This window comes from Novosphingobium sp. BL-S-32, from assembly GCF_056857055.1.
Genome location: NZ_CM166476.1, coordinates 1,654,700 through 1,678,082, shown reverse-complemented (window position 1 = coordinate 1,678,082; position 23,383 = coordinate 1,654,700). Strand labels below are relative to the sequence as shown.

30 protein-coding genes are annotated in these 23,383 nt (G+C 65.4%); 22 read left to right on the top strand and 8 right to left on the bottom strand.

Annotated elements, in window-relative coordinates; genetic code table 11:
• Nucleotides 1-13 precede the first annotated feature (13 nt).
• The 3 genes from acpS to pyrE form a co-directional block, all read right to left on the bottom strand.
• Nucleotides 14-424: a holo-ACP synthase gene (gene acpS, locus AC1VVK_RS07725; protein ID WP_482905003.1), complete on the bottom strand. Its 411-nt coding sequence runs from the start codon at nucleotides 422-424 to the stop codon at nucleotides 14-16.
• Complete coding sequence (locus AC1VVK_RS07720; RefSeq protein WP_132390380.1) at nucleotides 421-1,164, bottom strand: pyridoxine 5'-phosphate synthase; 744 nt, start codon at nucleotides 1,162-1,164, stop codon at nucleotides 421-423. The genes acpS and AC1VVK_RS07720 overlap by 4 nt, the downstream gene beginning before the upstream one ends.
• A 287-nt stretch (nucleotides 1,165-1,451) precedes the next feature.
• Nucleotides 1,452-2,036, bottom strand: coding sequence for an orotate phosphoribosyltransferase (gene pyrE / locus AC1VVK_RS07715; RefSeq protein WP_132390382.1), 585 nt, complete (start codon nucleotides 2,034-2,036; stop codon nucleotides 1,452-1,454).
• A 218-nt stretch (nucleotides 2,037-2,254) separates the two neighbouring features.
• On the opposite strand from pyrE, the gene coxB reads away from it, so the two are divergent.
• The 7 genes from coxB to AC1VVK_RS07680 all read left to right on the top strand — a co-directional run bounded on the left by coxB (nucleotide 2,255) and on the right by AC1VVK_RS07680 (nucleotide 8,569).
• On the top strand, nucleotides 2,255-3,325 hold the full coding sequence (gene coxB / locus AC1VVK_RS07710; RefSeq protein ID WP_482905002.1) for a cytochrome c oxidase subunit II: 1,071 nt from the start codon (nucleotides 2,255-2,257) through the stop codon (nucleotides 3,323-3,325).
• Between the two features lie 28 nt (nucleotides 3,326-3,353).
• Entirely contained in the window at nucleotides 3,354-5,039 is a 1,686-nt protein-coding gene (gene ctaD / locus AC1VVK_RS07705) for a cytochrome c oxidase subunit I (protein ID WP_132390386.1), read from the top strand.
• Nucleotides 5,040-5,143: 104 nt separating this feature from the next.
• Nucleotides 5,144-6,064, top strand: coding sequence for a heme o synthase (locus tag AC1VVK_RS07700; RefSeq protein WP_132390388.1), 921 nt, complete (start codon nucleotides 5,144-5,146; stop codon nucleotides 6,062-6,064).
• Between the two features lie 10 nt (nucleotides 6,065-6,074).
• Nucleotides 6,075-6,242 (top strand): hypothetical protein, encoded by a 168-nt coding sequence (locus tag AC1VVK_RS07695; RefSeq protein WP_482905001.1) that lies wholly within the window; start codon nucleotides 6,075-6,077, stop codon nucleotides 6,240-6,242.
• Complete coding sequence (locus AC1VVK_RS07690) at nucleotides 6,242-6,862, top strand: cytochrome c oxidase assembly protein (RefSeq protein ID WP_482905000.1); 621 nt, start codon at nucleotides 6,242-6,244, stop codon at nucleotides 6,860-6,862. The genes AC1VVK_RS07695 and AC1VVK_RS07690 overlap by 1 nt, the downstream gene beginning before the upstream one ends.
• An 89-nt stretch (nucleotides 6,863-6,951) precedes the next feature.
• A complete protein-coding gene (locus AC1VVK_RS07685) occupies nucleotides 6,952-7,773 on the top strand; it encodes a cytochrome c oxidase subunit 3 (RefSeq protein WP_132390392.1) in 822 nt (273 codons plus the stop codon).
• A gap of 229 nt (nucleotides 7,774-8,002) precedes the next feature.
• Entirely contained in the window at nucleotides 8,003-8,569 is a 567-nt protein-coding gene (locus AC1VVK_RS07680; RefSeq protein WP_482904999.1) for an SURF1 family cytochrome oxidase biogenesis protein, read from the top strand.
• Nucleotides 8,570-8,606: 37 nt separating this feature from the next.
• Here AC1VVK_RS07680 and AC1VVK_RS07675 read toward each other — a convergent pair whose 3' ends face one another.
• On the bottom strand, nucleotides 8,607-9,617 hold the full coding sequence (locus tag AC1VVK_RS07675) for an IS30 family transposase (RefSeq protein ID WP_482904998.1): 1,011 nt from the start codon (nucleotides 9,615-9,617) through the stop codon (nucleotides 8,607-8,609).
• 257 nt (nucleotides 9,618-9,874) lie between these two features.
• On the opposite strand from AC1VVK_RS07675, the gene thrC reads away from it, so the two are divergent.
• The 7 genes from thrC to AC1VVK_RS07640 are packed head-to-tail and all read left to right on the top strand — an operon-like array spanning nucleotide 9,875 to nucleotide 14,631.
• Nucleotides 9,875-11,275 (top strand): threonine synthase, encoded by a 1,401-nt coding sequence (gene thrC, locus AC1VVK_RS07670; RefSeq protein WP_482904997.1) that lies wholly within the window; start codon nucleotides 9,875-9,877, stop codon nucleotides 11,273-11,275.
• Entirely contained in the window at nucleotides 11,275-12,186 is a 912-nt protein-coding gene (locus AC1VVK_RS07665) for a class I SAM-dependent methyltransferase (protein ID WP_482904996.1), read from the top strand. The genes thrC and AC1VVK_RS07665 overlap by 1 nt, the downstream gene beginning before the upstream one ends.
• A 20-nt stretch (nucleotides 12,187-12,206) precedes the next feature.
• Complete coding sequence (locus AC1VVK_RS07660) at nucleotides 12,207-12,578, top strand: dihydroneopterin aldolase (protein ID WP_132390624.1); 372 nt, start codon at nucleotides 12,207-12,209, stop codon at nucleotides 12,576-12,578.
• Between the two features lie 3 nt (nucleotides 12,579-12,581).
• A complete protein-coding gene (locus AC1VVK_RS07655) occupies nucleotides 12,582-12,908 on the top strand; it encodes a Rossmann fold domain-containing protein (RefSeq protein WP_482904995.1) in 327 nt (108 codons plus the stop codon).
• A gap of 7 nt (nucleotides 12,909-12,915) precedes the next feature.
• Nucleotides 12,916-13,920 carry a GTP 3',8-cyclase MoaA gene (gene moaA / locus AC1VVK_RS07650; protein ID WP_482904994.1) on the top strand — a complete coding sequence of 335 codons (1,005 nt, stop codon included), beginning with the start codon at nucleotides 12,916-12,918 and terminating at the stop codon, nucleotides 13,918-13,920.
• A 2-nt stretch (nucleotides 13,921-13,922) separates the two neighbouring features.
• A complete protein-coding gene (locus tag AC1VVK_RS07645; protein WP_132390404.1) occupies nucleotides 13,923-14,183 on the top strand; it encodes a MoaD/ThiS family protein in 261 nt (86 codons plus the stop codon).
• Nucleotides 14,140-14,631 (top strand): molybdenum cofactor biosynthesis protein MoaE, encoded by a 492-nt coding sequence (locus tag AC1VVK_RS07640; RefSeq protein ID WP_482904993.1) that lies wholly within the window; start codon nucleotides 14,140-14,142, stop codon nucleotides 14,629-14,631. The genes AC1VVK_RS07645 and AC1VVK_RS07640 overlap by 44 nt, the downstream gene beginning before the upstream one ends.
• 21 nt (nucleotides 14,632-14,652) lie before the next feature.
• On the opposite strand, the gene AC1VVK_RS07635 is transcribed toward AC1VVK_RS07640, so the two are convergent.
• Nucleotides 14,653-15,171, bottom strand: coding sequence for a hypothetical protein (locus AC1VVK_RS07635; RefSeq protein ID WP_132390408.1), 519 nt, complete (start codon nucleotides 15,169-15,171; stop codon nucleotides 14,653-14,655).
• Nucleotides 15,172-15,475: 304 nt separating this feature from the next.
• Here AC1VVK_RS07635 and rplU point away from each other — a divergent pair, with 304 nt between their 5' ends.
• The 4 genes from rplU to AC1VVK_RS07615 all read left to right on the top strand — a co-directional run bounded on the left by rplU (nucleotide 15,476) and on the right by AC1VVK_RS07615 (nucleotide 17,698).
• A complete protein-coding gene (rplU, locus tag AC1VVK_RS07630; RefSeq protein ID WP_132390410.1) occupies nucleotides 15,476-15,772 on the top strand; it encodes a 50S ribosomal protein L21 in 297 nt (98 codons plus the stop codon).
• A 24-nt stretch (nucleotides 15,773-15,796) separates the two neighbouring features.
• Nucleotides 15,797-16,066 carry a 50S ribosomal protein L27 gene (gene rpmA, locus AC1VVK_RS07625; RefSeq protein ID WP_132390412.1) on the top strand — a complete coding sequence of 90 codons (270 nt, stop codon included), beginning with the start codon at nucleotides 15,797-15,799 and terminating at the stop codon, nucleotides 16,064-16,066.
• A 256-nt stretch (nucleotides 16,067-16,322) separates the two neighbouring features.
• Entirely contained in the window at nucleotides 16,323-16,925 is a 603-nt protein-coding gene (locus AC1VVK_RS07620; RefSeq protein WP_482904992.1) for a GNAT family N-acetyltransferase, read from the top strand.
• A 209-nt stretch (nucleotides 16,926-17,134) separates the two neighbouring features.
• Nucleotides 17,135-17,698 (top strand): GNAT family N-acetyltransferase, encoded by a 564-nt coding sequence (locus AC1VVK_RS07615; protein ID WP_482904991.1) that lies wholly within the window; start codon nucleotides 17,135-17,137, stop codon nucleotides 17,696-17,698.
• 6 nt (nucleotides 17,699-17,704) lie between these two features.
• On the opposite strand, the gene ygfZ is transcribed toward AC1VVK_RS07615, so the two are convergent.
• Nucleotides 17,705-18,457: a CAF17-like 4Fe-4S cluster assembly/insertion protein YgfZ gene (gene ygfZ / locus AC1VVK_RS07610; RefSeq protein WP_482904990.1), complete on the bottom strand. Its 753-nt coding sequence runs from the start codon at nucleotides 18,455-18,457 to the stop codon at nucleotides 17,705-17,707.
• A 261-nt stretch (nucleotides 18,458-18,718) separates the two neighbouring features.
• On the opposite strand from ygfZ, the gene AC1VVK_RS07605 reads away from it, so the two are divergent.
• Complete coding sequence (locus AC1VVK_RS07605; RefSeq protein ID WP_482904989.1) at nucleotides 18,719-19,297, top strand: nitroreductase family protein; 579 nt, start codon at nucleotides 18,719-18,721, stop codon at nucleotides 19,295-19,297.
• Between the two features lie 102 nt (nucleotides 19,298-19,399).
• Here AC1VVK_RS07605 and AC1VVK_RS07600 read toward each other — a convergent pair whose 3' ends face one another.
• The gene (locus AC1VVK_RS07600; protein WP_482904988.1) at nucleotides 19,400-19,741 is read right to left on the bottom strand and encodes a hypothetical protein; all 342 of its coding nucleotides are present in this window, start codon (nucleotides 19,739-19,741) and stop codon (nucleotides 19,400-19,402) included.
• Between the two features lie 259 nt (nucleotides 19,742-20,000).
• On the opposite strand from AC1VVK_RS07600, the gene AC1VVK_RS07595 reads away from it, so the two are divergent.
• Entirely contained in the window at nucleotides 20,001-20,669 is a 669-nt protein-coding gene (locus tag AC1VVK_RS07595; protein WP_482904987.1) for an HPP family protein, read from the top strand.
• A gap of 163 nt (nucleotides 20,670-20,832) precedes the next feature.
• On the opposite strand, the gene rarD is transcribed toward AC1VVK_RS07595, so the two are convergent.
• Nucleotides 20,833-21,735, bottom strand: coding sequence for an EamA family transporter RarD (gene rarD, locus AC1VVK_RS07590; protein WP_482904986.1), 903 nt, complete (start codon nucleotides 21,733-21,735; stop codon nucleotides 20,833-20,835).
• A gap of 210 nt (nucleotides 21,736-21,945) precedes the next feature.
• Here rarD and AC1VVK_RS07585 point away from each other — a divergent pair, with 210 nt between their 5' ends.
• A complete protein-coding gene (locus AC1VVK_RS07585) occupies nucleotides 21,946-22,371 on the top strand; it encodes a glycine zipper 2TM domain-containing protein (RefSeq protein ID WP_482904985.1) in 426 nt (141 codons plus the stop codon).
• Between the two features lie 309 nt (nucleotides 22,372-22,680).
• Complete coding sequence (locus tag AC1VVK_RS07580) at nucleotides 22,681-23,370, top strand: hypothetical protein (protein WP_482904984.1); 690 nt, start codon at nucleotides 22,681-22,683, stop codon at nucleotides 23,368-23,370.
• Nucleotides 23,371-23,383 lie beyond the last annotated feature (13 nt).

Below are 23,383 nucleotides of genomic sequence, written 5' to 3'. Positions count from 1 at the left end.
CGCAGAACTCGAATCAGAATTGGGGGAGGGGGCGGGCTTCGATGATGACGAAGGCCTGGGCCCATGGGTGGTCATCGGTGAGTGTGAGGTGAATGACGGCCTCGTAGCCTGCCGGCACCATCCCGTCGAGCCGCGCTTTCGCACCGCCCGTCAAGGCCAGCGTGGGCGCGCCCGAGGGCGCGTTGACGACGCCGATGTCCTTCATGAAGACCCCGGCCTTGAAACCGGTGCCGACCGCCTTGGAAAATGCTTCCTTGGCCGCGAAGCGCTTGGCCAGCGTGCCCGCCACGGTGTGCGGCCGGCGGGCTGCTTTGGCGCGCTCGACATCGGTGAAGACGCGATTCAGGAAGCGTTCGCCGTAGCGGTCGAGCGAATTCTGGATCCGCTCGATGTTGCAGAGGTCGGAGCCGAGGCCGACGATCACCGCACTTCGTCCATCAGGGCGCGCATCTTCTTCACACTCGCCTCCAGCCCGCAGAAAATGGCTTCACCGATCAGATAGTGACCGATGTTGAGTTCTGCGAGTTGTGGAATCGCGGCGATGGGCTGGACGTTGTCGTAAGTGAGGCCGTGCCCAGCGTGTGGCTCGATGCCGTTCTTGGCGGCCAGCGCCGCCATGTCGACGATGCGGCGCAGTTCGACCGCGACCTGTTCGCCCTCGGCATGGGCATATTCGCCGGTGTGAAACTCCACCACCGGGGCGCCGAGCTTCATGGCGGCCTCGATCTGGCGGGGCTCGGGCGCGATGAACAGGCTCACGCGCACGCCCGCGTCGGCAAGCCGCGCAACGATCGGGGCGAGGCGGTTGTGCTGCCCGGCCGCGTCCAGTCCGCCCTCGGTCGTGCGCTCCTCACGCCGTTCGGGCACGATGCAGGCGGCGTGCGGGCGGTGGCGCAGCGCGATTTCCAGCATCTCGTCGGTCGCGGCCATTTCGAGGTTGATCGGCAGCCCGGTGGCGGCGGCGACGCGGACCAGGTCCTCGTCACGGATGTGGCGACGATCCTCGCGCAAGTGGACGGTGATGCCGTCGCCGCCGGCCGCCGCGACGATCTCGGCCGCGCGGGCGGGATCGGGGTGGAAGCCGCCGCGTGCGTTACGGATGGTGGCCACATGGTCTATATTGACGCCGAGACGCAGGCGGGAGGGATTGAGCACGGAAGTCATCGGCAGTTCACCATGGAAAACACGTCAATCGGCAAGCCCCCGGGATATCCGGGATCGCGATATTTGCGGGACGGTGGCGCGAGAGCAGGATTGCCGCGCGCGGTGCATGGCAGCAGATAATTGGGATGGCCGGTGCGGGCAACACATCCTTGCGTTTCGCTGCGTCGTTTCCGGTTCCGTAGCCTGTCGGACCGAAATCGCAGGGGCGATGGCGGTCCGACAGGCAGCACGATCGATGCCGAAAAATGCGCCGGTACGGTCCTTCGTCCGGGCCACGGAACAGATGGTCAGGGCTGGGCGCGGCTGCCGGGCTTGACGGCCTGGGTGGCGGCCAGTTCGGGCGGCAGTTCATCGGGCGCGTACGTCGGGAAATTGAGCGCGACGAGCGGGAAGTAAGGCACGCCCAGGTCCACCGAGCCGCCCGAACGGTCGACCAGGGACACTGCCGCGAGCACTTCGCCGCCGGCTTCCTCGATCGCCTTGATCGCTTCGCGGCTGGAAAGGCCGGTGGTCACCACGTCCTCGACCATTAGCACCTTGTCGCCCGGTTCGAGCGAAAAGCCGCGGCGAAGCTCGAAAGTGCCGGTCGGGCGCTCGACGAACATCGCATCGACCTGAAGCGCGCGGCCCATTTCCTGGCCGATGATGACGCCGCCCATGGCCGGCGAAACCACTTTGTTGATCGCCCTGCGAATATCGTGGGGGAGTTTTGCGGCAAGGGCGACGGCGAGTCGCGCCGCCCGGTCGGGGTTCATCAGAACGCGCGCGCACTGGAGGTAATGCGCACTGTGACGGCCCGAGGAAAGCAGGAAATGCCCCTCAAGCAAGGCCTTGCTGGCGCGGAACTCGGCGAGGACTTCTTCTTCCTGCATCGGGGCGTAATCCTTTGGTGCAATTTGCAATGTTCATGCGCGATATCGCGTCATACGGGAGCGAAAATCCCCTAGAGGCGCTTGAGACACGCGGCAAGCGCGCGTATAGCCCCCGCAGAAGGGGGGCAAAAAGCCTCCGCAACAGGGGTGCGCGCTTGGGAGGCGACTCACTGAGACGAGTCTCTGGCGCGAATAAGAAACGGGAAAGCGCTGAATCCATGACATTGGGCAAGACCGTTCGTAATTGGGGCACCGTTCGTAATCGGGGAGAGGCTGCAAAGGCACTGAAACTGGCATTTTCGGCATCTGCCGCGGCATTTTGTGTGGCAGCCAGCATTCCCGCGCTTGCGGCGGAAGCTGCGGCCCCCGTCGCGGGTTACACGCCGATGAAGCCGACTCCGGGTATCGGCATGCCGGTTCCCGGCGCCATCGGGCTTCAGCCGCAGTTCTCGAAGCTTGGCGAATATGGCGCGTGGATGCACGACATCGTGTTGATGCCGATCATCACCGTGATCACCATTTTCGTGCTGCTTCTGCTGCTGATCATTGCCGTGCGCTTCAACCGCCGCGCCAATCCCGTGCCTTCGAAAACCAGCCACAACACCATTCTCGAAGTGGTGTGGACGCTGTTCCCGGTGCTGATCCTGATCGGCATTGCGGTCCCCTCGATCGATCTCATCGCCAAGCAGTACAAGCCGGCCCCCAAGGGCGCGCTGACTGTCAAGATCACCGGCAACCAGTGGTTCTGGACTTACGGCTATCCCGATAACGGCGATTTCGAAGTCGTTTCGGACATGCTCAACATCCCCGGCCAGCCAACCATCAACAACGGCGTGCGCGAAGTCGGTTCCAAGCCTTGGGACGGTCCCTCGCACCTTGAGGTCGACAATCGCATGGTGGTGCCGGTGGGCGAACCGATTCGCCTCCAGATCACGGCGGCCGACGTGATCCACTCGTTCGCGGTTCCCTCGCTCTGGTTCAAGCTTGACGCCGTTCCGGGCCGCATCAACGAGAAGGTGCTCTTCGTCGAGAAGCCGGGCGTCTACTACGGCCAGTGCTCCGAACTGTGCGGTGCCAAGCACGGCTACATGCCGATCGCGGTAGAGGCGCTGCCCCGCCCGCAATACGATGCCTGGGTCCTCACGCACGCCGGCGGCGTGATCGATGGCCAGGCGAAGCCGGCCGCCGCACCTGCTGCCGCGGCCGCCGCAACGCCTGCTCCTGCCGCCACGGCAGAGGCCTCGGAGGCGCCTGCCGCCGCCGAAACCGCCACCGCAGCTGCCGAATAAGAGCGAATTGAAGGACAGGGTCCCGAACATGGCAACCACCGCAGAACATTTCCAGGCCCACGGCGACGAGCACGGCCACGCGGATCACGATCACAAACCGGCGTTCTTCGCGCGCTGGTTCATGTCCACCAACCACAAGGACATCGGCACGATGTACCTGATCTTCGCGATCTTCGCGGGGGTCATCGGTGGTGCCGTCTCGGGCATCATGCGTGCCGAGCTTGCCCAGCCGGGCATTCAGTACCTGGGCTTCTTCGCCAAGCTGGTGGGTGACAATCCTTCGGACTTCAACGCCACGCTGCACATGTGGAACGTGCTGATCACCGCGCACGGCCTGATCATGGTGTTCTTCATGGTCATGCCGGCGATGATCGGCGGTTTCGGCAACTGGTTCGTGCCGCTGATGATCGGCGCGCCGGACATGGCGTTCCCGCGCATGAACAACATCTCGTTCTGGCTGACCGTGGCGGGCTTCTGCTCGCTGATGTTCTCGGCCTTCGTGCCGGGCGGCACGGGCATGGGCGCGGGTACGGGCTGGACGGTCTATGCGCCGCTCTCCACGTCCGGCTCGGTCGGGCCCGCCGTCGACTTCGGCATTTTCGCGCTGCACCTTGCCGGTGCCGGCTCGATCATGGGCGCGATCAACTTCATCACCACCATCTTCAACATGCGTGCCCCCGGCATGACCATGCACAAGATGCCGCTGTTCGTGTGGTCGGTGCTGGTCACCGCGTTCCTGCTGCTGCTGGCGCTGCCGGTGCTCGCCGCCGCCATCACCATGCTCCTGACCGACCGCAACTTCGGCACCACCTTCTTCGATCCGGCCGGTGGCGGTGATCCGGTGCTCTATCAGCACCTGTTCTGGTTCTTCGGTCACCCCGAAGTCTACATCATGATCCTGCCGGGCTTCGGCATCATCTCGCAGATCGTCTCGACCTTCTCGAAGAAGCCGGTGTTCGGCTACCTCGGCATGGCCTACGCCATGGTCGCGATCGGCGTGGTCGGCTTCATCGTCTGGGCCCACCACATGTACGCCACTGGCATGTCGGTGAACACGAAGATGTACTTCACGGCGGCGACCATGGTCATCGCGGTGCCCACCGGCATTAAGATCTTCTCGTGGATCGCGACGATGTGGGGCGGTTCGGTCGAGTTCAAGAGCCCGATGGTCTGGGCGATCGGCTTCATCTTCCTCTTCACCGTCGGCGGCGTGACCGGCGTGGTCCTGGCGAACGGCGGCGTCGACGACGTGCTGCATGACACGTATTACGTGGTCGCCCACTTCCACTACGTGCTGTCGCTGGGTGCCGTCACCGCGCTCTTCGCCGGGTTCTACTACTGGTTCCCGAAGATGAGCGGGCGGATGCATTCCGAGTTCCTCGCCCACGTCCATTTCTGGATCTTCTTCGTCGGCGTGAACATGATCTTCTTCCCGATGCACTTCCTGGGTCTCCAGGGCATGCCGCGCCGTTATCCTGACTATGCAGAGGCTTATGCGCACTGGAACCACGTTGCCACGATCGGCTACATGGTGATGGCGGTCAGCATCGGCGTCTGGTTCGTGAACATCATCTATGCCTTCGTCGCCGGCAAGAAGGCCGAAGACAACTACTGGGGCGAAGGTGCGACCACGCTTGAGTGGACGCTCACCAGCCCGCCGCCGTACCACCAGTTCGAGACGCTTCCCGTCATCGGCGATACGGTGCACCACTGATCTGATCCCTGTCGTCCCGGACCCGGTCCGGGACGACGCCTGCGGGCGGCGGCTTTTGCAGGGCCTCGCTTTTGCGGCGCTTGCGGGTGTATGGGCCAGAAATCATGACTACCACGAGTCCCAATTCGACCATCGAAAAGCCGCTCCCCGCCGATTGGCGCGATCTTATCGCGCTGACCAAGCCGCGGGTCATGAGCCTTGTGATCTTCACCGGCCTCTGCGGGCTGCTTGCCGCGCCCGAGCGCATTCACCCCGTCATCGCCTTCACCGCGATCCTCTGCATCGCCATGGGCGCCGGCGGTGCCGCCGCGCTCAACCAGTGGTGGGAAGCCGACCTTGACGCCGGGATGAAGCGCACCGCCAAGCGCCCGCTGCCGCAAGGCCGGCTCGACCGCACCACGGCGCGCGATTTCGCGGGCGTGCTTTGCGCCGCGTCCGTGTTCCTGATGGGCTTTGCGGTCGGCTGGCTGCCCGCCGCGATCCTGGCCATCTCGATTTTCTACTATGCCGTCGTCTACACGATCTGGCTGAAGCCGCGCACGCCGCAGAACATCGTCATCGGCGGCGGCGCCGGCGCCTTCCCGCCGCTGATCGGCTGGGTGGCGGTGACCGGCCACGTCACGCTGATGCCGGTGCTGCTGTTCGCCATCATCTTCTTCTGGACCCCGCCGCACTTCTGGGCGCTCGCGCTCTTCGTGAAGAGCGACTACGCCAAAGTCGGCATCCCGATGATGCCGGTGGTCGCGGGCGAGAAGGCCACGCGCCGCCAGATCCTGCTCTATGCAGCCCTGCTGTTGCCGCTTTCGGTCCTGCCCTGGTGGATCGGCGGCACGCACGCGATCTACGGCATTTCGGCCCTTGTGCTGTCCAGCCTGTTCCTTGCGCTCTCGATCCGGGTCGGCCTGCGCGAACGCAGCGGCGCCGAGGATACGATGAAGCCTGAGAAGCAGCTTTTCGCCTATTCGGTGCTCTACCTCTTCGCGCTCTTCGCGGCGCTGGTGGTCGATCGCTTCATCGCCCTGTGAAAGATCCAGCATGACAGAATCGACCCAGCCGGACTCGAAGACCAGCCTTTCCGATACGAAGGAGGCTGATGCGCGCACGCCGGAGCAAATCCGCAAGAGCCGCAACCGGGTGCTGGGTCTCGGTCTAGCGGCCTTCGTGGTACTGGTGTTCTTCATTTCCATCGCGAAGATGGGCTGATGGGCACCGACACGGCATCCGGTCAGGCGGGAACCGCGACGCGCAGCAACCGTCGCATCGCGTTTATCGCCCTGTCGATGGCTGTGGGGATGCTGGGGCTGGGGTTCGCCTCGGTACCGCTCTACCGGATCTTCTGTCAGGTGACCGGGTATGACGGCACCACCCGCCGCGTGGACGAGGCCCAGGCGGCGCTGGTCCAGGTGACCGACAAGACCATGTCGATCCGCTTCGACGCCAATGTCGAGCGCGGCATGCCCTGGGATTTCAGGCCGCTCCAGCGCACCGACACGGTGACCATCGGAGAGCGCGATATGGCGCTTTTCTGGGCCAAAAACAATTCCAACAAGGTCATAACCGGCACTGCCAGCTTTAATGTGGAGCCCGAGCAGGCGGCGCGGTACTTCAACAAGATTCAGTGCTTCTGCTTCACCGAACAGACGCTTCAGCCCGGTGAGGGCGTGAAGATGCCGGTGATCTACTACGTCGATCCGGGAATCCTGAAGGACCCCGACAACAAGGACGTGCAGCAGATCACGCTCAGTTACACCTTCCACGTGACCGGCGTTGCCGACGCGGGGAGCGATGCAAAGGCACTGGACCGCAAGCAGACGGGCGGTTAAGGCCTTCAACGAACAATAAATGACGGGGACGACACAAGTCCCCGGACAGATTCGAACAGGCAGATTCGAGCAACGGGGACGAAGGCGCCATGGCCGGTACCAAGAACCACGATTACCACATTCTTCCGCCGGACATCGCGCCGCTGGCTACCACGATCGGTGCACTCACCTTCACTTCGGGCATGGTGCTGTTCATGCACAAGATGCCCGGCGGCGCTTTCGTGCCGTGGCTGGGTCTTGCGATCCTGCTGGCCTCGATGTTCTCGTGGTTCTCCAAGATCGTCAACGAAGCCCACGCCGGCGATCACACGCCGGTCGTGCAGCTTCACCAGCGCTACGGCATGATCCTGTTCATCGCTTCGGAAGTGATGTTCTTCGTCGGCTGGTTCTGGGCCTTCTTCAACTTCTCGCTGTTCCCCTCGACTATTGCCGAGGTGGTCGGTGGCCAGTGGCCGCCAAAGGCGATCGAAGCGGTGATGGATCCGTTCGACCTGCCGCTGCTCAATACGTTGATCCTGCTCTGCTCGGGCACCACGGTCACCTGGGCGCATCACGCGCTGATCCACGGCGATCGCGACGGGCTCAAGAAGGGCCTCTGGGCCACCGTGCTGCTGGGCCTGCTGTTCACCTCGATCCAGGCTTACGAATATATCCACGCGCCGTTCGCCTTCGGTCAGAACACCTATGGCTCGGTGTTCTACATGGCGACCGGGTTCCACGGCTTCCACGTCATCGTCGGCACCATCATGCTGATCGTGTGCCTTGTGCGTTCGTACAAGGGTGACTTCACCCCGCGTCAGCACTTCGGCTTCGAGGCGGCCGCCTGGTACTGGCACTTCGTCGACGTCGTGTGGCTGTTCCTCTTCGTGGCGATCTACGTCTGGGGCAATTGGGGCCACCCGACGCACTGATGGCCGCAGGCGATCATTCGATTTCGCACGGGGTCGCGGCCCCGTGACCGAATCCTCAAGGGCAGCCGGACACCGCTTCGGCTGCCCTTTTCGGTCTCTGCTCCCCATGCGGGACGGAGACAGGGGTGGGCGATGCTCGTAATCGCCGGTTTGTGCATTGCCATAGCCTGACTGTCCGGCGCCGAATTTCGCTGCCGGGCTGGCGAGGGTCGCATCAAGGAAGACTGACTTGCCTCGCATTCCGATCCTGCCGACGCTGGTCGTCGCCGCTGCCGTCGCACTGATGATCTGGCTTGGGTTCTGGCAGCTCCGCCGTCTCGACGAGAAGGAATCGCTGCTCGCGCACTATGCCGCGGCGCAGACGATGACTGCCGAAGTATCGTGGCCGCGCGATGCGGCAGGGCAGAAAGACCTGCTCTACCGCCGCGCCCGCATCGACTGCGTGCGCGCGGCCAATCGCTCCAGCATGGCCGGTCGCAATGCCAAGGGCGAATCGGGCATGGCGCAGACCGCCGAATGCACGCTGGCCGATGGTTCGAAGGCGCTCATCGTGCTGGGCTGGTCGCGCTTGCCGATGGCGGGGGGGGACTGGTCGGGCGGCACTCTCCACGGCGTGATCGCCCCGGGCCCTCGTCTGGTGGCCGCGCCGCCGGTTGCGGGGCTGGAGGCCAATGCCATTCCGGACCCTTCCGAAATTCCCAACAATCACTTCGCCTATGCCGTGCAGTGGTTCTTCTTCGCGGCAACGGCGCTGGTGATCTACGCGCTGGCCTTAGTGAAGCGAGGGCGGAAGTAAGCGCGTCAAAGTTCGCGGCCTCTAACGTCTCTCTTCGTCATCCCCGCGAAGGCGGGGATGTGGATTCACATTCGAAGTGCAACGGTTGAAGAGAGCATGCCTCGGCGGGTGTTTTGAAGTCGAGGCATTTTCGCGGTGTATTGTTGTAGCGTTGGATGATGTCCTCAAAGTGGGCAGGCGAGAGATCCTCGATGTTGGTCTTGCGCGGCAGGTCGCGTCTGAGGCGGCCGATGGCGTTTTCGACGCCGCCCTTTTGCCATGGGGCGTGGGGGTCGCAGAAGAACGTATCGATGCCGAGACGGTGCAACCTGTGGTGCTGTGCAAACTCGGTGCCGTTGTCGAGGGTCAGGGTTTGGCGCAAGGCGTCGGGCCAGGGCCGCAGCATGGCGGCGAGCAGGTCGGCGGTGCGCCGGGCCTTTCGGTCGGGCGGATGGCAGATCAGGGTGTAGCGCGAGGAGCGTTCATGGGCGACGAGGATGGCCTGGCCGTATCGGGCGAAGAGCATGAAGTCGGCCTCCCAGTGGCCGGGCCGGGACCGATCCGCGGCCTCGTCCGGGCGCATGGCGATGGGTTGGCGCTTGGCGATGAAGCGGACCGAGGATCCGCCGGGCTTGCGGCGCCATCCGCGGCGGGCCTTGGCGCGGGGCAGATAATGGCGCCATGATCGATCGTTCGTCCGCCTGATCTGGGCATGGATGAAGCGATAGATGCTCTCGTGACTGATGATACGCACGCCGGCCTCGCGGGCCATGCGGCCGGCGATCTGCTCGGGTGACCAGCCGGCCGCGAGGCGGCCCAGCACGCCCTCGCGCAAGGCCTGATCGCGTTCGAGGCGCATGCCCGACCAGCGCCGGGCGCGCGCCTGCTCTTGCGCATAGCCGGGCCGATAGCCCACCGTGCTGCCGCTGTTGCGCTTCAGCTCCCGAAAGATCGTCGATGCCGAGCGATCCAGAGCTGCCGCGATCTGGCGCAGTGATTGCCCGTCTTCATGAAGACGGGCAATCGTACACCGCTCTTCCAGATCAAGCTGTTCGTAAGCTCTTCCCATGACAACACCATAACCTGGTGTTGCACTTCGTTTGTGAACTTGGCGGATCCCGCTTTTCTTTGCTGGCGTTGCGAGAAGGAAGCGGGCCCCCCGCCTTCGCGGTAGCGACGAAGTGCTTGAGACACAGTTCCGCGCGTCCCGTTTGAGTCTTTGCTCCATTCGACTAACCGCCGAACTACGCCCCCCTTTAGGAATTGTTCGCGCGTCAGCCCAACGACAGGCTTTTCATTTCGCCCCCCTCCGGCTAACCGCGCCCCATGGATTATATCAGCACCCGCGGCAGCGCACCGGCGCTCGACTTCGAAGGCGCCACGCTCGCCGGTCTCGCTTCGGACGGCGGCCTCTACGTGCCGCGCGAGTGGCCGCGCTTTTCGGCGGAAGAGATCGCCGCGATGGCGGGGCTGCCCTATGCCGAGCTGGCCGCGAAGATCATGTTCCCCTTCGTCGAGGGCAGCCTGACTTATGACCGCCTGCTGGAACTGACCACCCAGGCCTACGGCCGATTCGCGCACAAGGCGGTGACGCCGCTTAAGCAGCTGGACGAGCAGCAGTGGGTGCTGGAACTGTTTCACGGCCCGACGCTGGCGTTCAAGGACGTGGCACTGCAACTGCTGGGCCTGCTGTTCGAGGAATTCCTCGGCCGTTCGGAGCGCAACCTGACCATCGTCGGCGCGACTTCGGGCGACACCGGCTCGGCCGCGATCGACGCGGTGGCGGGCCGTGCCAAGGTCGATATCTTCATGCTGCACCCCACGGGCCGCGTGTCCGACGTGCAGCGCCGCCAGATGACCACGGTCTTGGCGCCCAACGTCCACAACATCGCCATCGAAGGCTCGTTCGACGACGCGCAGGCCACCGTGAAGCGCATGTTCAACGACAAGGCGATGACCGACCGCTTCGCCATCGGCGCGGTGAACTCGATCAACTGGGCCCGCCTGATGGCGCAAGTGGTTTACTACTTCGCCGCCGGGCTCCAGCTAGGCGCGCCGCATCGCAAGGTCGCCTTCTCGGTGCCGACCGGCAACTTCGGCGATGTCTTCGCTGGCTATGTCGCCGCGCAGATGGGCCTGCCGGTCGAGAAGCTGATCGTTGCCACCAACGTTAACGACATCCTCCACCGCGCGCTGGCGGAGGGCGACTACTCGCAGGGCACCGTCACGCCGACCGCCGCCCCTTCGATGGACATTCAGGTCTCCTCGAACTTCGAACGCCTGCTGTTCGACCTCAATGGTCGCGACGGCAAGGCGCTGGCCGAGCAGATGGCCGGGTTCGAAGCGACCAAGGCCATGCAACTGACCAACGCGCAGCGTGAAGGCGCGGCCGCGCTGTTCTCGTCCGCCCGCACGGATGCCGACGAAATGGCATCGACCATCCGCTGGGCCTGGGAGAATTGCGGCGAACTGATCGATCCGCACACTGCTTGTGGTCTCTTCGCCGCCCGCACGGCAGGTATCGACGCGAGCATCCCGGTCGTCACGCTGGCAACCGCGCATCCGGCCAAGTTCCCCGACGCCGTCGAACGCGCCACCGGCCAGCGCTCGGGCCTGCCCGCGCGCGTCGGCGACTTGTTCGAGCGTGAAGAGAAGTGCGTCGACCTGACCGGCGACTACGAATCGATCGCCGATTTCGTGGCCCAGCACGCGAGCCCGAAGATCTGATGGCACGCCTGGAGACCCAGCCCGTCATCCTCGCCGGAGAGGGCTGGGACGATTACGGCCTTGTCGATTCGGGCCACGGCCGCAAGCTGGAGCGCTATGGCGACCACCGCTTCGTGCGCCCCGAACCGCAGGCGATGTGGACGCCGCGCCTTGAAAACTGGGACGCGCACGGCGAATTCGTGCCCGGCTCGGACGAAGACGGTGGTGGCCGCTGGCAGTTCGACAAGCCGGTGCCGCGCGATGGCTGGCCGCTGGCGTGGAACGAAGTCCGCTTCACCGCCCAGTGCACGCCGTTCCGCCATCTCGGCTTCTTCCCCGACATGGCGCCGGTGTGGGACTGGATGCGCGAGATGCTCGCCGGCCGCGACGATGCCAATACGCTGAACCTGTTCGGCTATACCGGCGTCGGCACGCTGGCGCTTTCGGCGCATGGCCCGGTGACGCATGTCGATGCCTCGAAGAAGTCGGTCGGTCAGGCGCGCGAGAACGCTGCGCTGGCCGGGCTGGAGGATCGCCCGGTCCGCTGGCTGATCGACGATGCCGCCAAGTTCACCGCGCGCGAAGTGCGACGGGGCAAGCGGTATGACGGCATCATCCTCGATCCGCCGAAGTTCGGTCGCGGGCCGACTGGCGAAACGTGGCGGCTGGAAGAGAACCTGCCCGGCCTGCTCGCCGATTGCCGCCAGCTTCTGGACGACGACAGCAAGTTCCTGTTCCTCACCGTCTATGCCGTGCGTATGTCCTCGCTCGCGCTGGCCGGGCTGATGGAAGAACTGTTCCGCGACCTGCCCGGCACCATCGAGCACGGCGACCTCTCGGTCCGCGAGGACGCCCTTCGACAGGCTCAGGATGAACGGGAAGGTCGCCTGCTGCCAACGGCAATCTTCGCACGTTGGCGGAATAACGGCTAAAGCCCGCCGCCATGACCCCCATCACCGATTCGCTCATCCTCGAAGTCGCCGATTTCGAACACGACGTTCTCACCGGGATCTACTCGGAAGAGACCGGGAAGCCGCAGCCGCTGCGCTTCACCATCCAGGTCTCGATGAAGCCGATCGACCGCTACACGCCCGATACGCCGCTCACTGAGAGCAAGAACTACATGGACCTCAAGTTCGCGGCCAGCGATGCGCTGCCGCAGGGCGTCCATTTCAAGCTGATCGAGGCCGTGGCCGATCACGTCTGCGAGACGCTGTTCCTGCAGGACGCGCGGATCGAGGCGGTGACGGTGAAGATCGTCAAGCTGGCCATCGCCGAAGCGGGCGAGAAGATCGGCATCACGCTCACCCGGCAGCGCCGCTGAGCCATGATCCTGCGTGTCGGTCCACTGGCGGAAAACCCGCTCGATGCCGCCGCGCAGTTCCATGCCGATGTTCTGCCGCGCGCGCGCGCCGTGCTTGCGGCGGGTTCGGCACTCACTCTGGTCTTCGCACCTGCCGATCACACCCATCGCGGTTGGCGGCTGGCGGCGGTGCAGGGACTGGCCCGCGATCATGCGCCGCTGCGGGTCAATGCACTGGAAAGCGACGAGGACGTCGCGATTGCCGCCGCCGCGGCCTATTTGTCTGCGGCGGAAGGCATAACCGGCCAATTGTTGCAGCTGGATGGAACCGGCGCCGGGGCAATGCTATAGCAAGGGCATGAGCGCGCGAACGCCCCTAGTCGATCAGTTCCGCCGCCGCATTACCTACTTGCGGCTTTCGGTGACCGACAGGTGCGACCTCCGTTGTGCCTACTGCATGCCGGAGCGCATGACCTTCCTGCCCCGGAAGGATGTGCTGACGCTCGACGAGCTTCACAAATTGGCGCTCGGCTTCATTGCCCGGGGCGTGACCAAGCTGCGCCTGACCGGCGGCGAACCGCTGGTTCGGCGCGATATGATCGAACTGGTCCGCGCTGTCGGTCGCAAGCTCGGGGATGGGCTGGAGGAACTGACGCTCACCACCAACGGCACGCACCTCGCGCGGTTTGCGGACGATCTCGCCGATGCCGGGGTGCGCCGGATCAATGTCTCGCTCGATACGCTCGACCGCGCGACTTTCACGCGTATCACCCACCGCGATTCGTTGCCGGATGTGCTGGAAGGGCTGGCGGCGGCGAAAGCGGCCGGGCTGGCGGTCAAGCTCAACACCGTCGCCCTGCGGGGGGTGAATGAGCATGAGATTCCCGAAATCGTGGCTTGGGCCCACGCGCAAGGCTTCGATTCCACGCTGATCGAGGTCATGCCGCTCGGCGAGGTGGAGGAAGACCGCTTCGACCACTACCTGCCGCTCCCCCAAGTGCGCGCGGATCTGGAACGGCGCTGGACGCTGACGCCCAGCGCACACCGCACCGGCGGGCCGGCCCGCTATTTCGATGTGGCGGAGACGGGCGGACGGCTGGGGCTGATAACCCCGCTTACCGAGAATTTCTGCGAAGATTGCAACCGCATCCGCGTGACCGCCACAGGCCAGCTCTATGCCTGCCTCGGCGGCAACGAGCGGGTCGATCTGCGCGCGGCGCTGCGGGGTGAGAACCCGGAAGCCGCGCTCGACGCCGGGCTCGACATGGCGATGCGCATCAAGCCCGAGCGGCACCATTTCGCTATCGAGGGGCATGGCGCCGCGCCCGCCCTGGCACGCCACATGTCGATGACCGGGGGCTGAGGATGCGGGCCAAGCTGGTGTTTCTTGGCCGTCTGGAGGACGTGGCGGGGCGCGCGGGTGAGGATATCGCCGCCAGTGCGCCGCTCGATTGGTACGATGTGATCGGCTGGCTGGGCGGGCATTTCCCGCCCGAACTGGCCGACGCGGTCGTCAGCGAAAAGGTGAGGGTGGCGATCAACGGCGCGCTTGTGGCGGACAAGTACGAACTTGTTCTGGCCGATGGCGATGAACTCGCATTTCTGCCCCCCGTTTCCGGAGGCTGAGGTGGGCAACGACGTTCGCCTGCTCGCCGCCGCTTTCGATCCCGCAGCCCTGCTCGGGGCCTTCACGGCGGAGCTGCCGCACGCTGGCGGCGTGGTCAGCTTTCTGGGGCAAGTACGCGCCGGCGAAGGGGTGGAGGCGCTGGAACTGCGGCACTACGAACCGCTGACGCTGCCGGCGATGTGCGATCTTGCCAAACGCGTACGCGGGCGCTGGGATCTCGATGGGCTGCTGATCGTCCACCGCAGCGGGACGATGATGCCGGGCGAGCCGATCGTGCTGGTCGCCGCCGCAGCGCGCCACCGCCGCGACGCTTTCGCCGCGGCGGATTACGCGATGGACCACCTCAAGAGCGAATCGTGGTTCTGGAAGCGCGAGCGGCGCGACGGCCAATGGCACTGGATCGAGCCGCGCGAGCAGGATTTCGAGGATATTGCCCGCTGGGGGTGACCGGCGGGCAGGAGCTTGATCTCAGGTGCCAAGTCGCGCGTTGAGCCGCGAGACCACTTCGTCCTGTGCGGTTACCGACGCCTGCACTTCGTCGCGGGCCGCGGCGATGCTCTTGGTGGTGGGCGATTCTTCGTTGGGCGAGGCGTCGCGGGCGGTTGCGAACATCGTGTCGAGTTCGGCCAGTGCCGCGATTGAGGGATCGCGGCTTGCCTGCAAGGCGGAGACCGCGACTTGCGCGGAAAGCCAGGAATCGCTGCCTGTCGAAGACCCGGCGGCAGAGACCGCGCGTTCGGCAGCGGTGCGCCGCGCGGCAAACTGGCTGTCCGCCTCACGGGCGGAGGCGAGCAGGCCGTTGATTCGCGTCACGGTATCCGCACTGGGCGGCGGCAGGGGGACGGGCGTGGCCGACGGATTCTGCACGACAGGCGTCGCGCGCTCCACCGGACGGATGGCAAGCGAGGGATAAGTGCCGGCGGACGAGCAGGCGGCGAGACCTGTAGCGAGGAAAAGCGGCAGCAGGCGGGCTTTTGCGCGGATCATGAATGTGCCATAGCACGCGCGACGGCAATCGCGAGCGGCAAACGAGTCGCTATGCGCGTTGTCGACATGTGGGAGTCGCATTTCAGCGGCCCGCGTCAAGGTTTCGGCCAAAGTCTGCCAAGTCATTGGTTGACACGAATCGGGCGTTGCACTAACGGCACCCACTCTTTCCGGTACCTCGTCCGTAGGCGGGGTAACGGCGCGTCGCCCGCAAGGCTCCAAGGTTCTTCATTGGACCCGAGCGGCCGGGGCAGGTTTGTTTCGGCTCGTTACGGGCACACATTAGAGATTAGGTAAGGGCACCATGTTCGCAGTTGTGCGCACGGGCGGCAAGCAGTACCGGGTTGCCGCCGGAGACAAGATCGCGGTTGAAAAGCTGGCTGGTGAAGCCGGTGAGACCATCACTCTCGGCGACATCCTGCTCGCCGGCAAGGACGGCGAAGTCCTCGACGCCTCGAAGGTTTCGGTTTCGGCCGAAATCATCGCTCAGGCCAAGAGCGAAAAGGTCGTGGTGTTCAAGAAGCGCCGCCGCCACAACTATCGTCGCAAGAACGGCCACCGCCAGCAGATGACTCTGCTGCGCATCGTGTCGGTCGCCTGAGCCAAACGCGGAAGGAACTGAGCAATGGCACATAAGAAAGCAGGCGGTTCGTCGCGCAACGGTCGCGACTCTGCGGGCCGCCGTCTTGGCGTTAAGAAGTTCGGCGGTCAGGAAGTGATCGGCGGCAACATCATCATCCGTCAGCGCGGCACCCGCGTGTACCCCGGCGTGAACGTTGGCATGGGCAAGGATCACACCCTGTTCGCCACCGCCGAAGGTCGCGTGCGTTTCCACGATGGCAAGCAGGGCCGTAAATACGTCTCCGTAGACGTAATGGCGCAAGCCGCCGAATAATTCGGATGGTCGATAAAAGGGCCATCCTGACGGGATGGCCCTGCCGATCTTCGTGATCGGCTGAACGAGGGAGAGGGGCCAGCCCGTCTCCCTCTTTTCGTGTCTCCCTCACTCGTCGCCCGCGTTTCGAGCTGGCCCGAATCTCGCGCATTTTTCCGTAAAATGTGCCTGATTTCCGCCAATTGGCCGCGCGCGTAATCGCAATGTCACGACTCCTTCTTATGAAGGAAGCGGGGCTGAAGAGTGGAGACATAGTATGTTCATTCGCAGCGAACGGCTGTTCCTGCGGCCCGGCTGGCCTGAGGACAGGGAAGAGTTTCTGGCCCTGATCGCCGACGAGTCCGTCGTGCGCAATCTCTCCCGGGCGCCCTGGCCCTATACTGCCGACGATGCCCGGCGCTTTCTGGATCTGCCGCAGGACCTGCTGCTGCCGCGTCTGCTGGTCACCCAGCCCGGCGCCGCCGGCGCGCGTCTGCTCGGCTGCATCGGCCTTTCCGAAGTGCACGGCGAAGTGAACCTTGGCTACTGGATCGCCCGCGACCACTGGGGTCAGGGCTTTGCCAGCGAGGCGGCTCGGGCCATGCTGTCGATGGCGCGCGCGATCGGCCACCGGCGGATCGTCGCCAACCACTTCATCGACAATCCGGCTTCGGGCCGCGTGCTCGAAAAGGCGGGATTTGCCCGCACCGGCCGCATTGTCGAGCGCTTCAGCACGGGCCGCGAGATGACCTATCCCGCGCGCGAATATGCGCTGGAATTCGACGCGCCGAGCGATTGCGACAGCGATTCGGACAATCGCGGCGTATCGCCTGCCCGAATGTCCCCGGCGCGACAGGCCCCGCGCCGCCGCGCGGCCTGAGGGCCGCGCTTCCCGCTGATTCGGTGCGACATTGCGCCGGGGCGGTTCTCCACCGAGACCGCCCCGCAGCCCGGCCCGGAGCGGGGATCGATCCGCATCGGGTGCGAATTTGGCAGCGCCGGAGCGACGGCGCGCCGCAAAATCCGTGCATCGGCAACGCGCATCGTGCATGATGCGGATGCGGGACAAAAACAACGGAGAGCCGTGACATGTTCGTCCGCACGGAGAGGTTGTTCCTCAGGCCCGGTTGGCCCGAGGATGTCGACGAACTGGTTGATGCCATTTCGGACGAGGCCATTCAGCGCAATGTCGGCGTGAGCGCTTTGCCGCGCACGGCGCAGGCGATGCACGATTATCTGTCGCTGGACCGCGATCCGCGCCTGCCCCATTTCTTCATGTACTTGCGTTCACCCGGTGGTCCCCGGTTGGTCGGCGGCATCGGGCTTGGCCGGTTCGAGGACGACGTGGAGATGGGCTATTGGATCGCGCCCGGATATCGCGGCATGGGCTATGCGCGTGAGGCGGTTCGCGCGCTGCTCGATCAGGCGCGGGCACTGGGGCACCGCCGGGTGGTCGCCAGCTATTTCGAGAATAGCGTGGCCATGCGCCGCGTGCTCGATGCCACCGGCTTCATTGACAGCGGCGAATATCGCGAACGCTTCAGTCACGCGCGCGGCGCGCCGCTCAGGGCCCGGATCTTCGCGGTCGAACTCGACCGGTGCGATGCCGGGCATCCGATCCAGGAGGCGACGGGAGCGGCCTGCCCGGGCTGATCGCTGTCAGGCTTCTTCCTCGGGCGGCAGCCACGCGGGGCGGACTGCCGGATCGATGGCCTCTACCCGCAGGTGGTCTACGGCAAAGCCAAGGTCTTCATAGGCGGCGCGGCGGCGTTTCTCGTCCGAACGGGCAAACGGCACCACGATGAGGCGACGGTTGACCTTCTGCCGCCAGTTCATCCGCGCCGTGTTCTCCTGCCCGACGTAGCAGCCCTTGGTGAAGCTGACGCCGTTCAGTTCCACGGCATTGCATTCAAGCCAGAGCGTCTCGCCCTCGCCTAGTTCGGCGCGGCCCTCGGTCACGCCCATGCGCAAACGGTGCGCGCGCCACTCGGCATCGGCGCCGGTCTCCTGTTCGGCCGGATCGGTCTCGTCGATGGCGGCGATCCAGCGCTCGCCGAGCGCGGGGAGGCGCGGGTCCGGCGCGGCGCCGTCGCCCAGATGCGGACGCCAGTGGACCGCGAGCGAATCATCGCGCGCAATATCGATCGCGCGGCGCAGGCGGTACATGGAGAGTCGCTTGATCAAGGCGGGGGCGACATCGGTCTCGCAGTCGATCAGCAGGTCGTGCCCGGATGGCCAGACGATGAAGTCGAACAGCGCCTTGCCCTGCGGCGTGAGCAGCCCCGCCCAGGTCGGCAGTTTCCGCACATCGGCCGTCACCAGTCCTTGCAGGAAATCGGCGACGTCTTCTTGGGAACCTTCACGGGGGGAGAGCCGGATCACGGCGCGGTCGAACAAGCGGCTGGCAGTCATGGGCGATAAGTGGGGGACGCCGCCCCGGCGCGCAAGACACTGGATTCGGCAAAAAAGCGGCGCTCCTGTGGAAGAGCGCGAAGGCGCGCGAAAAAGGCGCGAAGGATCAAGACCGGATCATAGGGTCGGTTCATCACGGCGCACACGTCTCTTCTGATTACTGGAACAGTTCCGTCGAAATTATCCCGATTCCCCGATGGCGCGGGACGGGCTATCTGCACTTTCAACACTCCCATCCACCTCTTCCCAAGGATACCCGAGATGACCGGACGCATTGCCCACCCCAAGGTCGAAAAGCTCATCGTCGATCGCTGGTCGCCGCGCGCTTTCGACGGCAGCCAGATTCCGCAGGAAGACCTCGACGTGATCTTCGAAGCCGGTGGCTGGGCCCCTTCGGCCTACAACGTGCAGCCCTGGACTTTCCTCTATGCGAAGAAGGGCGATGCGAACTGGGACCTGTTCCTGTCGCAGCTGATCGAGTTCAATCAGGGTTGGGCCAAGGACGCTTCGGCGCTGGTCTTCGTGGTTTCGGACAGCCAGATGCGCTCGGACAAGGGCAATTCGAACAACCACAGCCACAGCTTCGACGCCGGTGCGGCGTGGGCGCTGGCCGCCCTGCAGGCACAGGCGCTGGGCTATCACACCCACGGCATGACCGGCCTGAAGTTCGGTGAGGCCGAAGCCGCACTGGGCATCCCGGCCGACCACCGTCTGGAAGCCGCCTTCGCGCTGGGCAAGATGGGCGACAAGGGCACGCTGCCCGAATTCCTTCAGGAGCGTGAAGTGGCCAGCAACCGCAAGCCGGTGGCCGAAATCGCCAAGGCTGGAAAGTTCGCCTGATTCCCCTCCGATCAGGCTGACGGCGCCCCTGCTCCTCCCTCCCGAGGGGCGCCTGACGAGCCCGGTTCGCCTCCTCTGGCGGACCGGGCTCTTTTTTAGGGCTTAGAAGGCGATCTTCACGCCGGCCATGACGCGGTTGCTGACGACGCCGCCAGGCATGGTCACCGAGTCCATGTGCACGTCTGCAACGACGCCGGGCGCGATTTGCCGTTCGGCGCGGCCGAGGCCTTCGGTCACTTTATACGTGTCGGGCAGGGCACGCAGGCGGTTCGCCTCCGGGTCCGGTGCGCAGACCACGATTTCGCCGGGCTTCCCTTCAGGGCAGCGTTTCCGGACGAGAGTGATGGCGTTGCCGTCGTCGCCGCGTAGACGGGCAAGGTCGAACGCGCCAAGCGACTGTTCGACGGCAGGAGGAGAGGCCGTTGGGGAATCGGTGGGGGGCATGCGGATCGCACTCCTGCAAGTAAGTCCCTGAAGCATTTTCAAGTCAGGTGACATCACCTGACGACTCGGAAAATGCGACAAACAACCGATAAACAGGCTTGCAAGCAATCACGCGATCATGGCCAATTTACGGCAAGGGTGTCGCAAGTCGGCGGCGCGCAGTCTGGCTTGGCCGCCGACAAGCATCTCTCGCATGGCGCGCGGGCGGCGATTGCTTCATAGGCGCCGCTCCGGTTTCTACGAGGAGGCTCGCGCGGCCGTGGCGCTGAACAGCATCATCCCAACCCAGGTGGGCGGCAAGCGCCGCCTTGGCCCCTTTCGCGCGGTGCTGGGCGCGCTTTTCGGTATCGCCGTCGCGGGCGCGCTGACGCGCCTGCTGGAGAGCGGTTACGATCCCGCACTGCCTTTCCTTGTCGCGCCGCTGGGCGCTTCGGCCGTGCTGGTCTTCGCGGTACCGGCGAGCCCACTGGCGCAGCCGTGGTCGGTGTTCGGCGGCAACGTGCTGTCGGCTGCCGTCGGCCTGTCCGTGGGCAGGCTGATCGGCGACCCCTGGCTGGCAGGCAGCGTGGCCGTGGCGCTCGCCATCGCGGTGATGACGATGACGCGTAGCCTCCACCCGCCTGGCGGCGCCTGTGCGCTGCTTTGTGCGCTGGGCGCGACCGGCACGCCGGCGTGGGGCTGGGAGCATCTTGTCCCGTTCGTGTTCAACGTCGGCGCGCTCTGCTTCGTGGGCTGGATTTACAACAACGCCACCGACCATCCCTGGCCGCACCACGCAGCGCCGGTCAAGCACCAGCCCGGCGAACCCTACAAGCGCGAGGATATCGACGCGCTGCTGGCCGAATGGGATGAGACGCTGGACGTCGATGCCGACGATCTCGACGCGTTCGTGCAGGCCTTGCTGAAGCGTGGTGCTGCGCGAGGCTGACAGGAAGGTTTGGCGCGGACGCGGAGTGAACTCGCGCTTGCGGCGAAGTCGCCTTATCCGTCCATCGTGGCGGCAGGCACAAAGGCAGGGTAACAGGGAGCGGCTTTGCCGCCCACGCAACCTCCCTCCGCGTCTCCGCGCCTCCGCGCGAAATCCTTCTCTCTTATGAGGCCAAGGCAGCCGCGCGGCGGCGCTTCAGCAGGTCCCAGCAGAAGACCGCGATCGCGGTCCAGATGAACAGGAAGCACACCAGCTGCGAGGATTTCAGCGGCTCGTGGAAGGCGATCAGGCCGACGAAGAACACGCCCGTCGGCGTCACGAACTGGATGAAGCCCAGTAGCGAGAAGTCCAGCTTACGCGCCGCGCTGGCAAACATCAGCAGCGGAACGCCGGTCACCGGACCGGCGAACGCCAGCAGCAGGTCGATCCGCAGCGAAGAGCCCATCGACAGGCCGGCCGGGCTCATCGCCTGCCAAGCCAGCAGGCCCAGAGCCGGCACCATCAGCACCATCGTCTCCACCGTCAGGCCGGGCAGGGCCGTCACCGGCGCCAGCTTGCGCGTCAGGCCATAGCCCGCGAAGCTGAGCGCAAGGCCGATGCTGATCCACAGCGTGTCCACGGCTCCGCGCGCCAGCATGGCAACGCCGATGGCGGCCAGCGCCACCGCCACCCATTGCAGGCGTGACAGCTTCTCGCGCAGGAAGATCGTGGCGGCCAGCACGTTGACCAGCGGGTTGATGTAATAGCCCAGGCTCGCCGCGATGACATGGCCGGTCATCACCGCGATCACGTAGATCGACCAGTTGGTGCCGATCAGCACGCCGCTCAGCGCCAGAGCGCCCAGAATGCGCGGATTGGTCAGCGCGGCGCGCAGTTCGGCGCCCTGCTTCAGAATCGCGATCATCAGCAGGCAGAACGGCAGCGTGAACAGGATCCGCCAGGCCACCACCTCGAAAGCCGAAACCGTGTGGAGCGCCGCGAAGTAGATCGGGAACAGGCACCAGACGAAATAGGCGCCCAGCGCTTGCGCCAGACCGCCGGAGCGGCGCGGGAGAGTATGCGGCATGACAGGATATCCAGGGCAGATTGAGCACGTGCGATAGGGAGCATGACGGAGCCCGGCAAGCGGTTCGTCGCATCCCAGCATTCGCCTCGTCGATATCCGCGTTTCTGACGGCCGCGTTGCACAGCGTTCAGGTTTCTCTGCTTAAACATGAATGTGTGAAGCGGAGATCGGGTTTTGCGACTGCCCGCCGCCAGACTGAGGAGATTGACAATGCGCGCACTGACCAAGGCCACAGCCCTTGCTGTCGCCACCGTCTCGCTGGCGGGTGCCCTGCCGGCTTCGGCAGCTCCGGCTTTCGCTCCGGCGACCAGCTTCGTGGCGCCGGGGCAGGAGAGCTATGCCCACAGCCGCGAGCGTTATTCGAGGGACGATTACCGGCGCGGCTACGGCTACCGCAGCAGCTATCGCGGCGAGCCGGTCTATCGCGACACGCGCGTCTGGCGCGGTGACGGCGGGCGCTATTATTGCCGCCGCCAGAACGGCACAACCGGCCTGCTGATCGGCGGTGCGGCGGGCGCCTTGCTCGGCCGCCAGATCGACCAGCGCGGTGATCGCACGCTGGGCACCGTGCTGGGCGCGGTGGGCGGTGCGCTGGTGGGCCGCGAGATCGACCGCGGCGACTCTTACTGCCGTTAAAACCCGAAAAATAAGGATTTCCCCGCGCGGACGGCGACTCGCGGGGGGAGTCCGCCTCGCGGCCGATCGGGCGCAGGCGGAGAGGGCGTTCACGGCGTGTCCGTGGACGCCCTCGACCATGTTCGGCGCCGGCGTACTTATGCGCGCAAGCATTCGCGGCCGGGCCATCTCGTTTTGGGACACCGCCACGATCGGCGCCTCCGCGCCCTTGTCTTTCGCGCCGCGCGCAGGAAGGATTTTTGCGGATCGGCAAGGCAGAACGGGCGCGGGTCGCGATTTTCCCGCCGCTGCGGCCGGAAAGGTGATGGGATGACAAGAGCTGCCGCAAGTGCCGTGGGCCTGATGCTCGCCGCCGCAATCGCCGGGTGCCATGCGAAATCGGACAAGCCCGCCGCGGACAAGACCGAAGCCACGCTCGGCGACCGCATCGTGGTCGATCCGGCGATGACGGGCGAGAGCACCTCAGCGGCGCCGGAGAGCGGCATCGCGCTTTCGCCCGCCAGCCGTTCGCCCGAGGCTGTCGAGGCCGCGCGCCAGAGCGCTGCCCAGCTTGCCGGCGGACTTCAGCCGCTACCCACGCCGACGCGGGGAAGCGCCTCGGCCCTTGCCCAGCGGGTGGCGGCGACCGCGCAAGTCTCCCCCGCAGCCAAGGCCGCCAAGACCGACTGCGCGGGCAAGGTGCAGTATGCCGCTGCCTGGGGCACCCGGTTGCCCGCCGAACTTCCGCTCTATCCGCGCGCCGCTGTGCAGGAAGCAGCCGGAACCGACACGGACGGCTGCGCGCTGCGCGTGGTGAGCTTCGGCACCCCGGTCGGGGCCGAGGACGTGATCGGATTCTACCGCGCGATGGCGCTCAAGGCGGGCTACACCGCCGAGTACCGCCTTGACGGCAGCGACAGAGTGCTGGGCGGTGACAAGGCCGGGCGCGCCTATGTGGTCTATGCGCGCAAGCAGGCGAACGGCGTGACGGAAGTGGATCTCGTCACTTCTGGGCGCTGAACAGGCGGGCGTT

Excerpts from the sequence above, each read along its gene's own strand:
- AC1VVK_RS07720 (WP_132390380.1), bottom strand. The coding sequence starts at position 1,164 with ATGACTTCCGTGCTCAATCCCTCCCGCCTGCGTCTCGGCGTCAATATA.
- pyrE (WP_132390382.1), bottom strand. The coding sequence starts at position 2,036 with ATGCAGGAAGAAGAAGTCCTCGCCGAGTTCCGCGCCAGCAAGGCCTTG.
- coxB (WP_482905002.1), top strand. The coding sequence starts at position 2,255 with ATGACATTGGGCAAGACCGTTCGTAATTGGGGCACCGTTCGTAATCGG.
- ctaD (WP_132390386.1), top strand. The coding sequence starts at position 3,354 with ATGGCAACCACCGCAGAACATTTCCAGGCCCACGGCGACGAGCACGGC.
- AC1VVK_RS07700 (WP_132390388.1), top strand. The coding sequence starts at position 5,144 with ATGACTACCACGAGTCCCAATTCGACCATCGAAAAGCCGCTCCCCGCC.
- AC1VVK_RS07695 (WP_482905001.1), top strand. The coding sequence starts at position 6,075 with ATGACAGAATCGACCCAGCCGGACTCGAAGACCAGCCTTTCCGATACG.
- AC1VVK_RS07690 (WP_482905000.1), top strand. The coding sequence starts at position 6,242 with ATGGGCACCGACACGGCATCCGGTCAGGCGGGAACCGCGACGCGCAGC.
- AC1VVK_RS07685 (WP_132390392.1), top strand. The coding sequence starts at position 6,952 with ATGGCCGGTACCAAGAACCACGATTACCACATTCTTCCGCCGGACATC.
- AC1VVK_RS07675 (WP_482904998.1), bottom strand. The coding sequence starts at position 9,617 with ATGGGAAGAGCTTACGAACAGCTTGATCTGGAAGAGCGGTGTACGATT.
- thrC (WP_482904997.1), top strand. The coding sequence starts at position 9,875 with ATGGATTATATCAGCACCCGCGGCAGCGCACCGGCGCTCGACTTCGAA.
- AC1VVK_RS07665 (WP_482904996.1), top strand. The coding sequence starts at position 11,275 with ATGGCACGCCTGGAGACCCAGCCCGTCATCCTCGCCGGAGAGGGCTGG.
- AC1VVK_RS07655 (WP_482904995.1), top strand. The coding sequence starts at position 12,582 with ATGATCCTGCGTGTCGGTCCACTGGCGGAAAACCCGCTCGATGCCGCC.
- moaA (WP_482904994.1), top strand. The coding sequence starts at position 12,916 with ATGAGCGCGCGAACGCCCCTAGTCGATCAGTTCCGCCGCCGCATTACC.
- AC1VVK_RS07645 (WP_132390404.1), top strand. The coding sequence starts at position 13,923 with ATGCGGGCCAAGCTGGTGTTTCTTGGCCGTCTGGAGGACGTGGCGGGG.
- AC1VVK_RS07640 (WP_482904993.1), top strand. The coding sequence starts at position 14,140 with ATGGCGATGAACTCGCATTTCTGCCCCCCGTTTCCGGAGGCTGAGGTG.
- AC1VVK_RS07635 (WP_132390408.1), bottom strand. The coding sequence starts at position 15,171 with ATGATCCGCGCAAAAGCCCGCCTGCTGCCGCTTTTCCTCGCTACAGGT.
- rplU (WP_132390410.1), top strand. The coding sequence starts at position 15,476 with ATGTTCGCAGTTGTGCGCACGGGCGGCAAGCAGTACCGGGTTGCCGCC.
- rpmA (WP_132390412.1), top strand. The coding sequence starts at position 15,797 with ATGGCACATAAGAAAGCAGGCGGTTCGTCGCGCAACGGTCGCGACTCT.
- AC1VVK_RS07620 (WP_482904992.1), top strand. The coding sequence starts at position 16,323 with ATGTTCATTCGCAGCGAACGGCTGTTCCTGCGGCCCGGCTGGCCTGAG.
- AC1VVK_RS07615 (WP_482904991.1), top strand. The coding sequence starts at position 17,135 with ATGTTCGTCCGCACGGAGAGGTTGTTCCTCAGGCCCGGTTGGCCCGAG.
- ygfZ (WP_482904990.1), bottom strand. The coding sequence starts at position 18,457 with ATGACTGCCAGCCGCTTGTTCGACCGCGCCGTGATCCGGCTCTCCCCC.
- AC1VVK_RS07605 (WP_482904989.1), top strand. The coding sequence starts at position 18,719 with ATGACCGGACGCATTGCCCACCCCAAGGTCGAAAAGCTCATCGTCGAT.
- AC1VVK_RS07600 (WP_482904988.1), bottom strand. The coding sequence starts at position 19,741 with ATGCCCCCCACCGATTCCCCAACGGCCTCTCCTCCTGCCGTCGAACAG.
- rarD (WP_482904986.1), bottom strand. The coding sequence starts at position 21,735 with ATGCCGCATACTCTCCCGCGCCGCTCCGGCGGTCTGGCGCAAGCGCTG.
- AC1VVK_RS07585 (WP_482904985.1), top strand. The coding sequence starts at position 21,946 with ATGCGCGCACTGACCAAGGCCACAGCCCTTGCTGTCGCCACCGTCTCG.
- AC1VVK_RS07580 (WP_482904984.1), top strand. The coding sequence starts at position 22,681 with ATGACAAGAGCTGCCGCAAGTGCCGTGGGCCTGATGCTCGCCGCCGCA.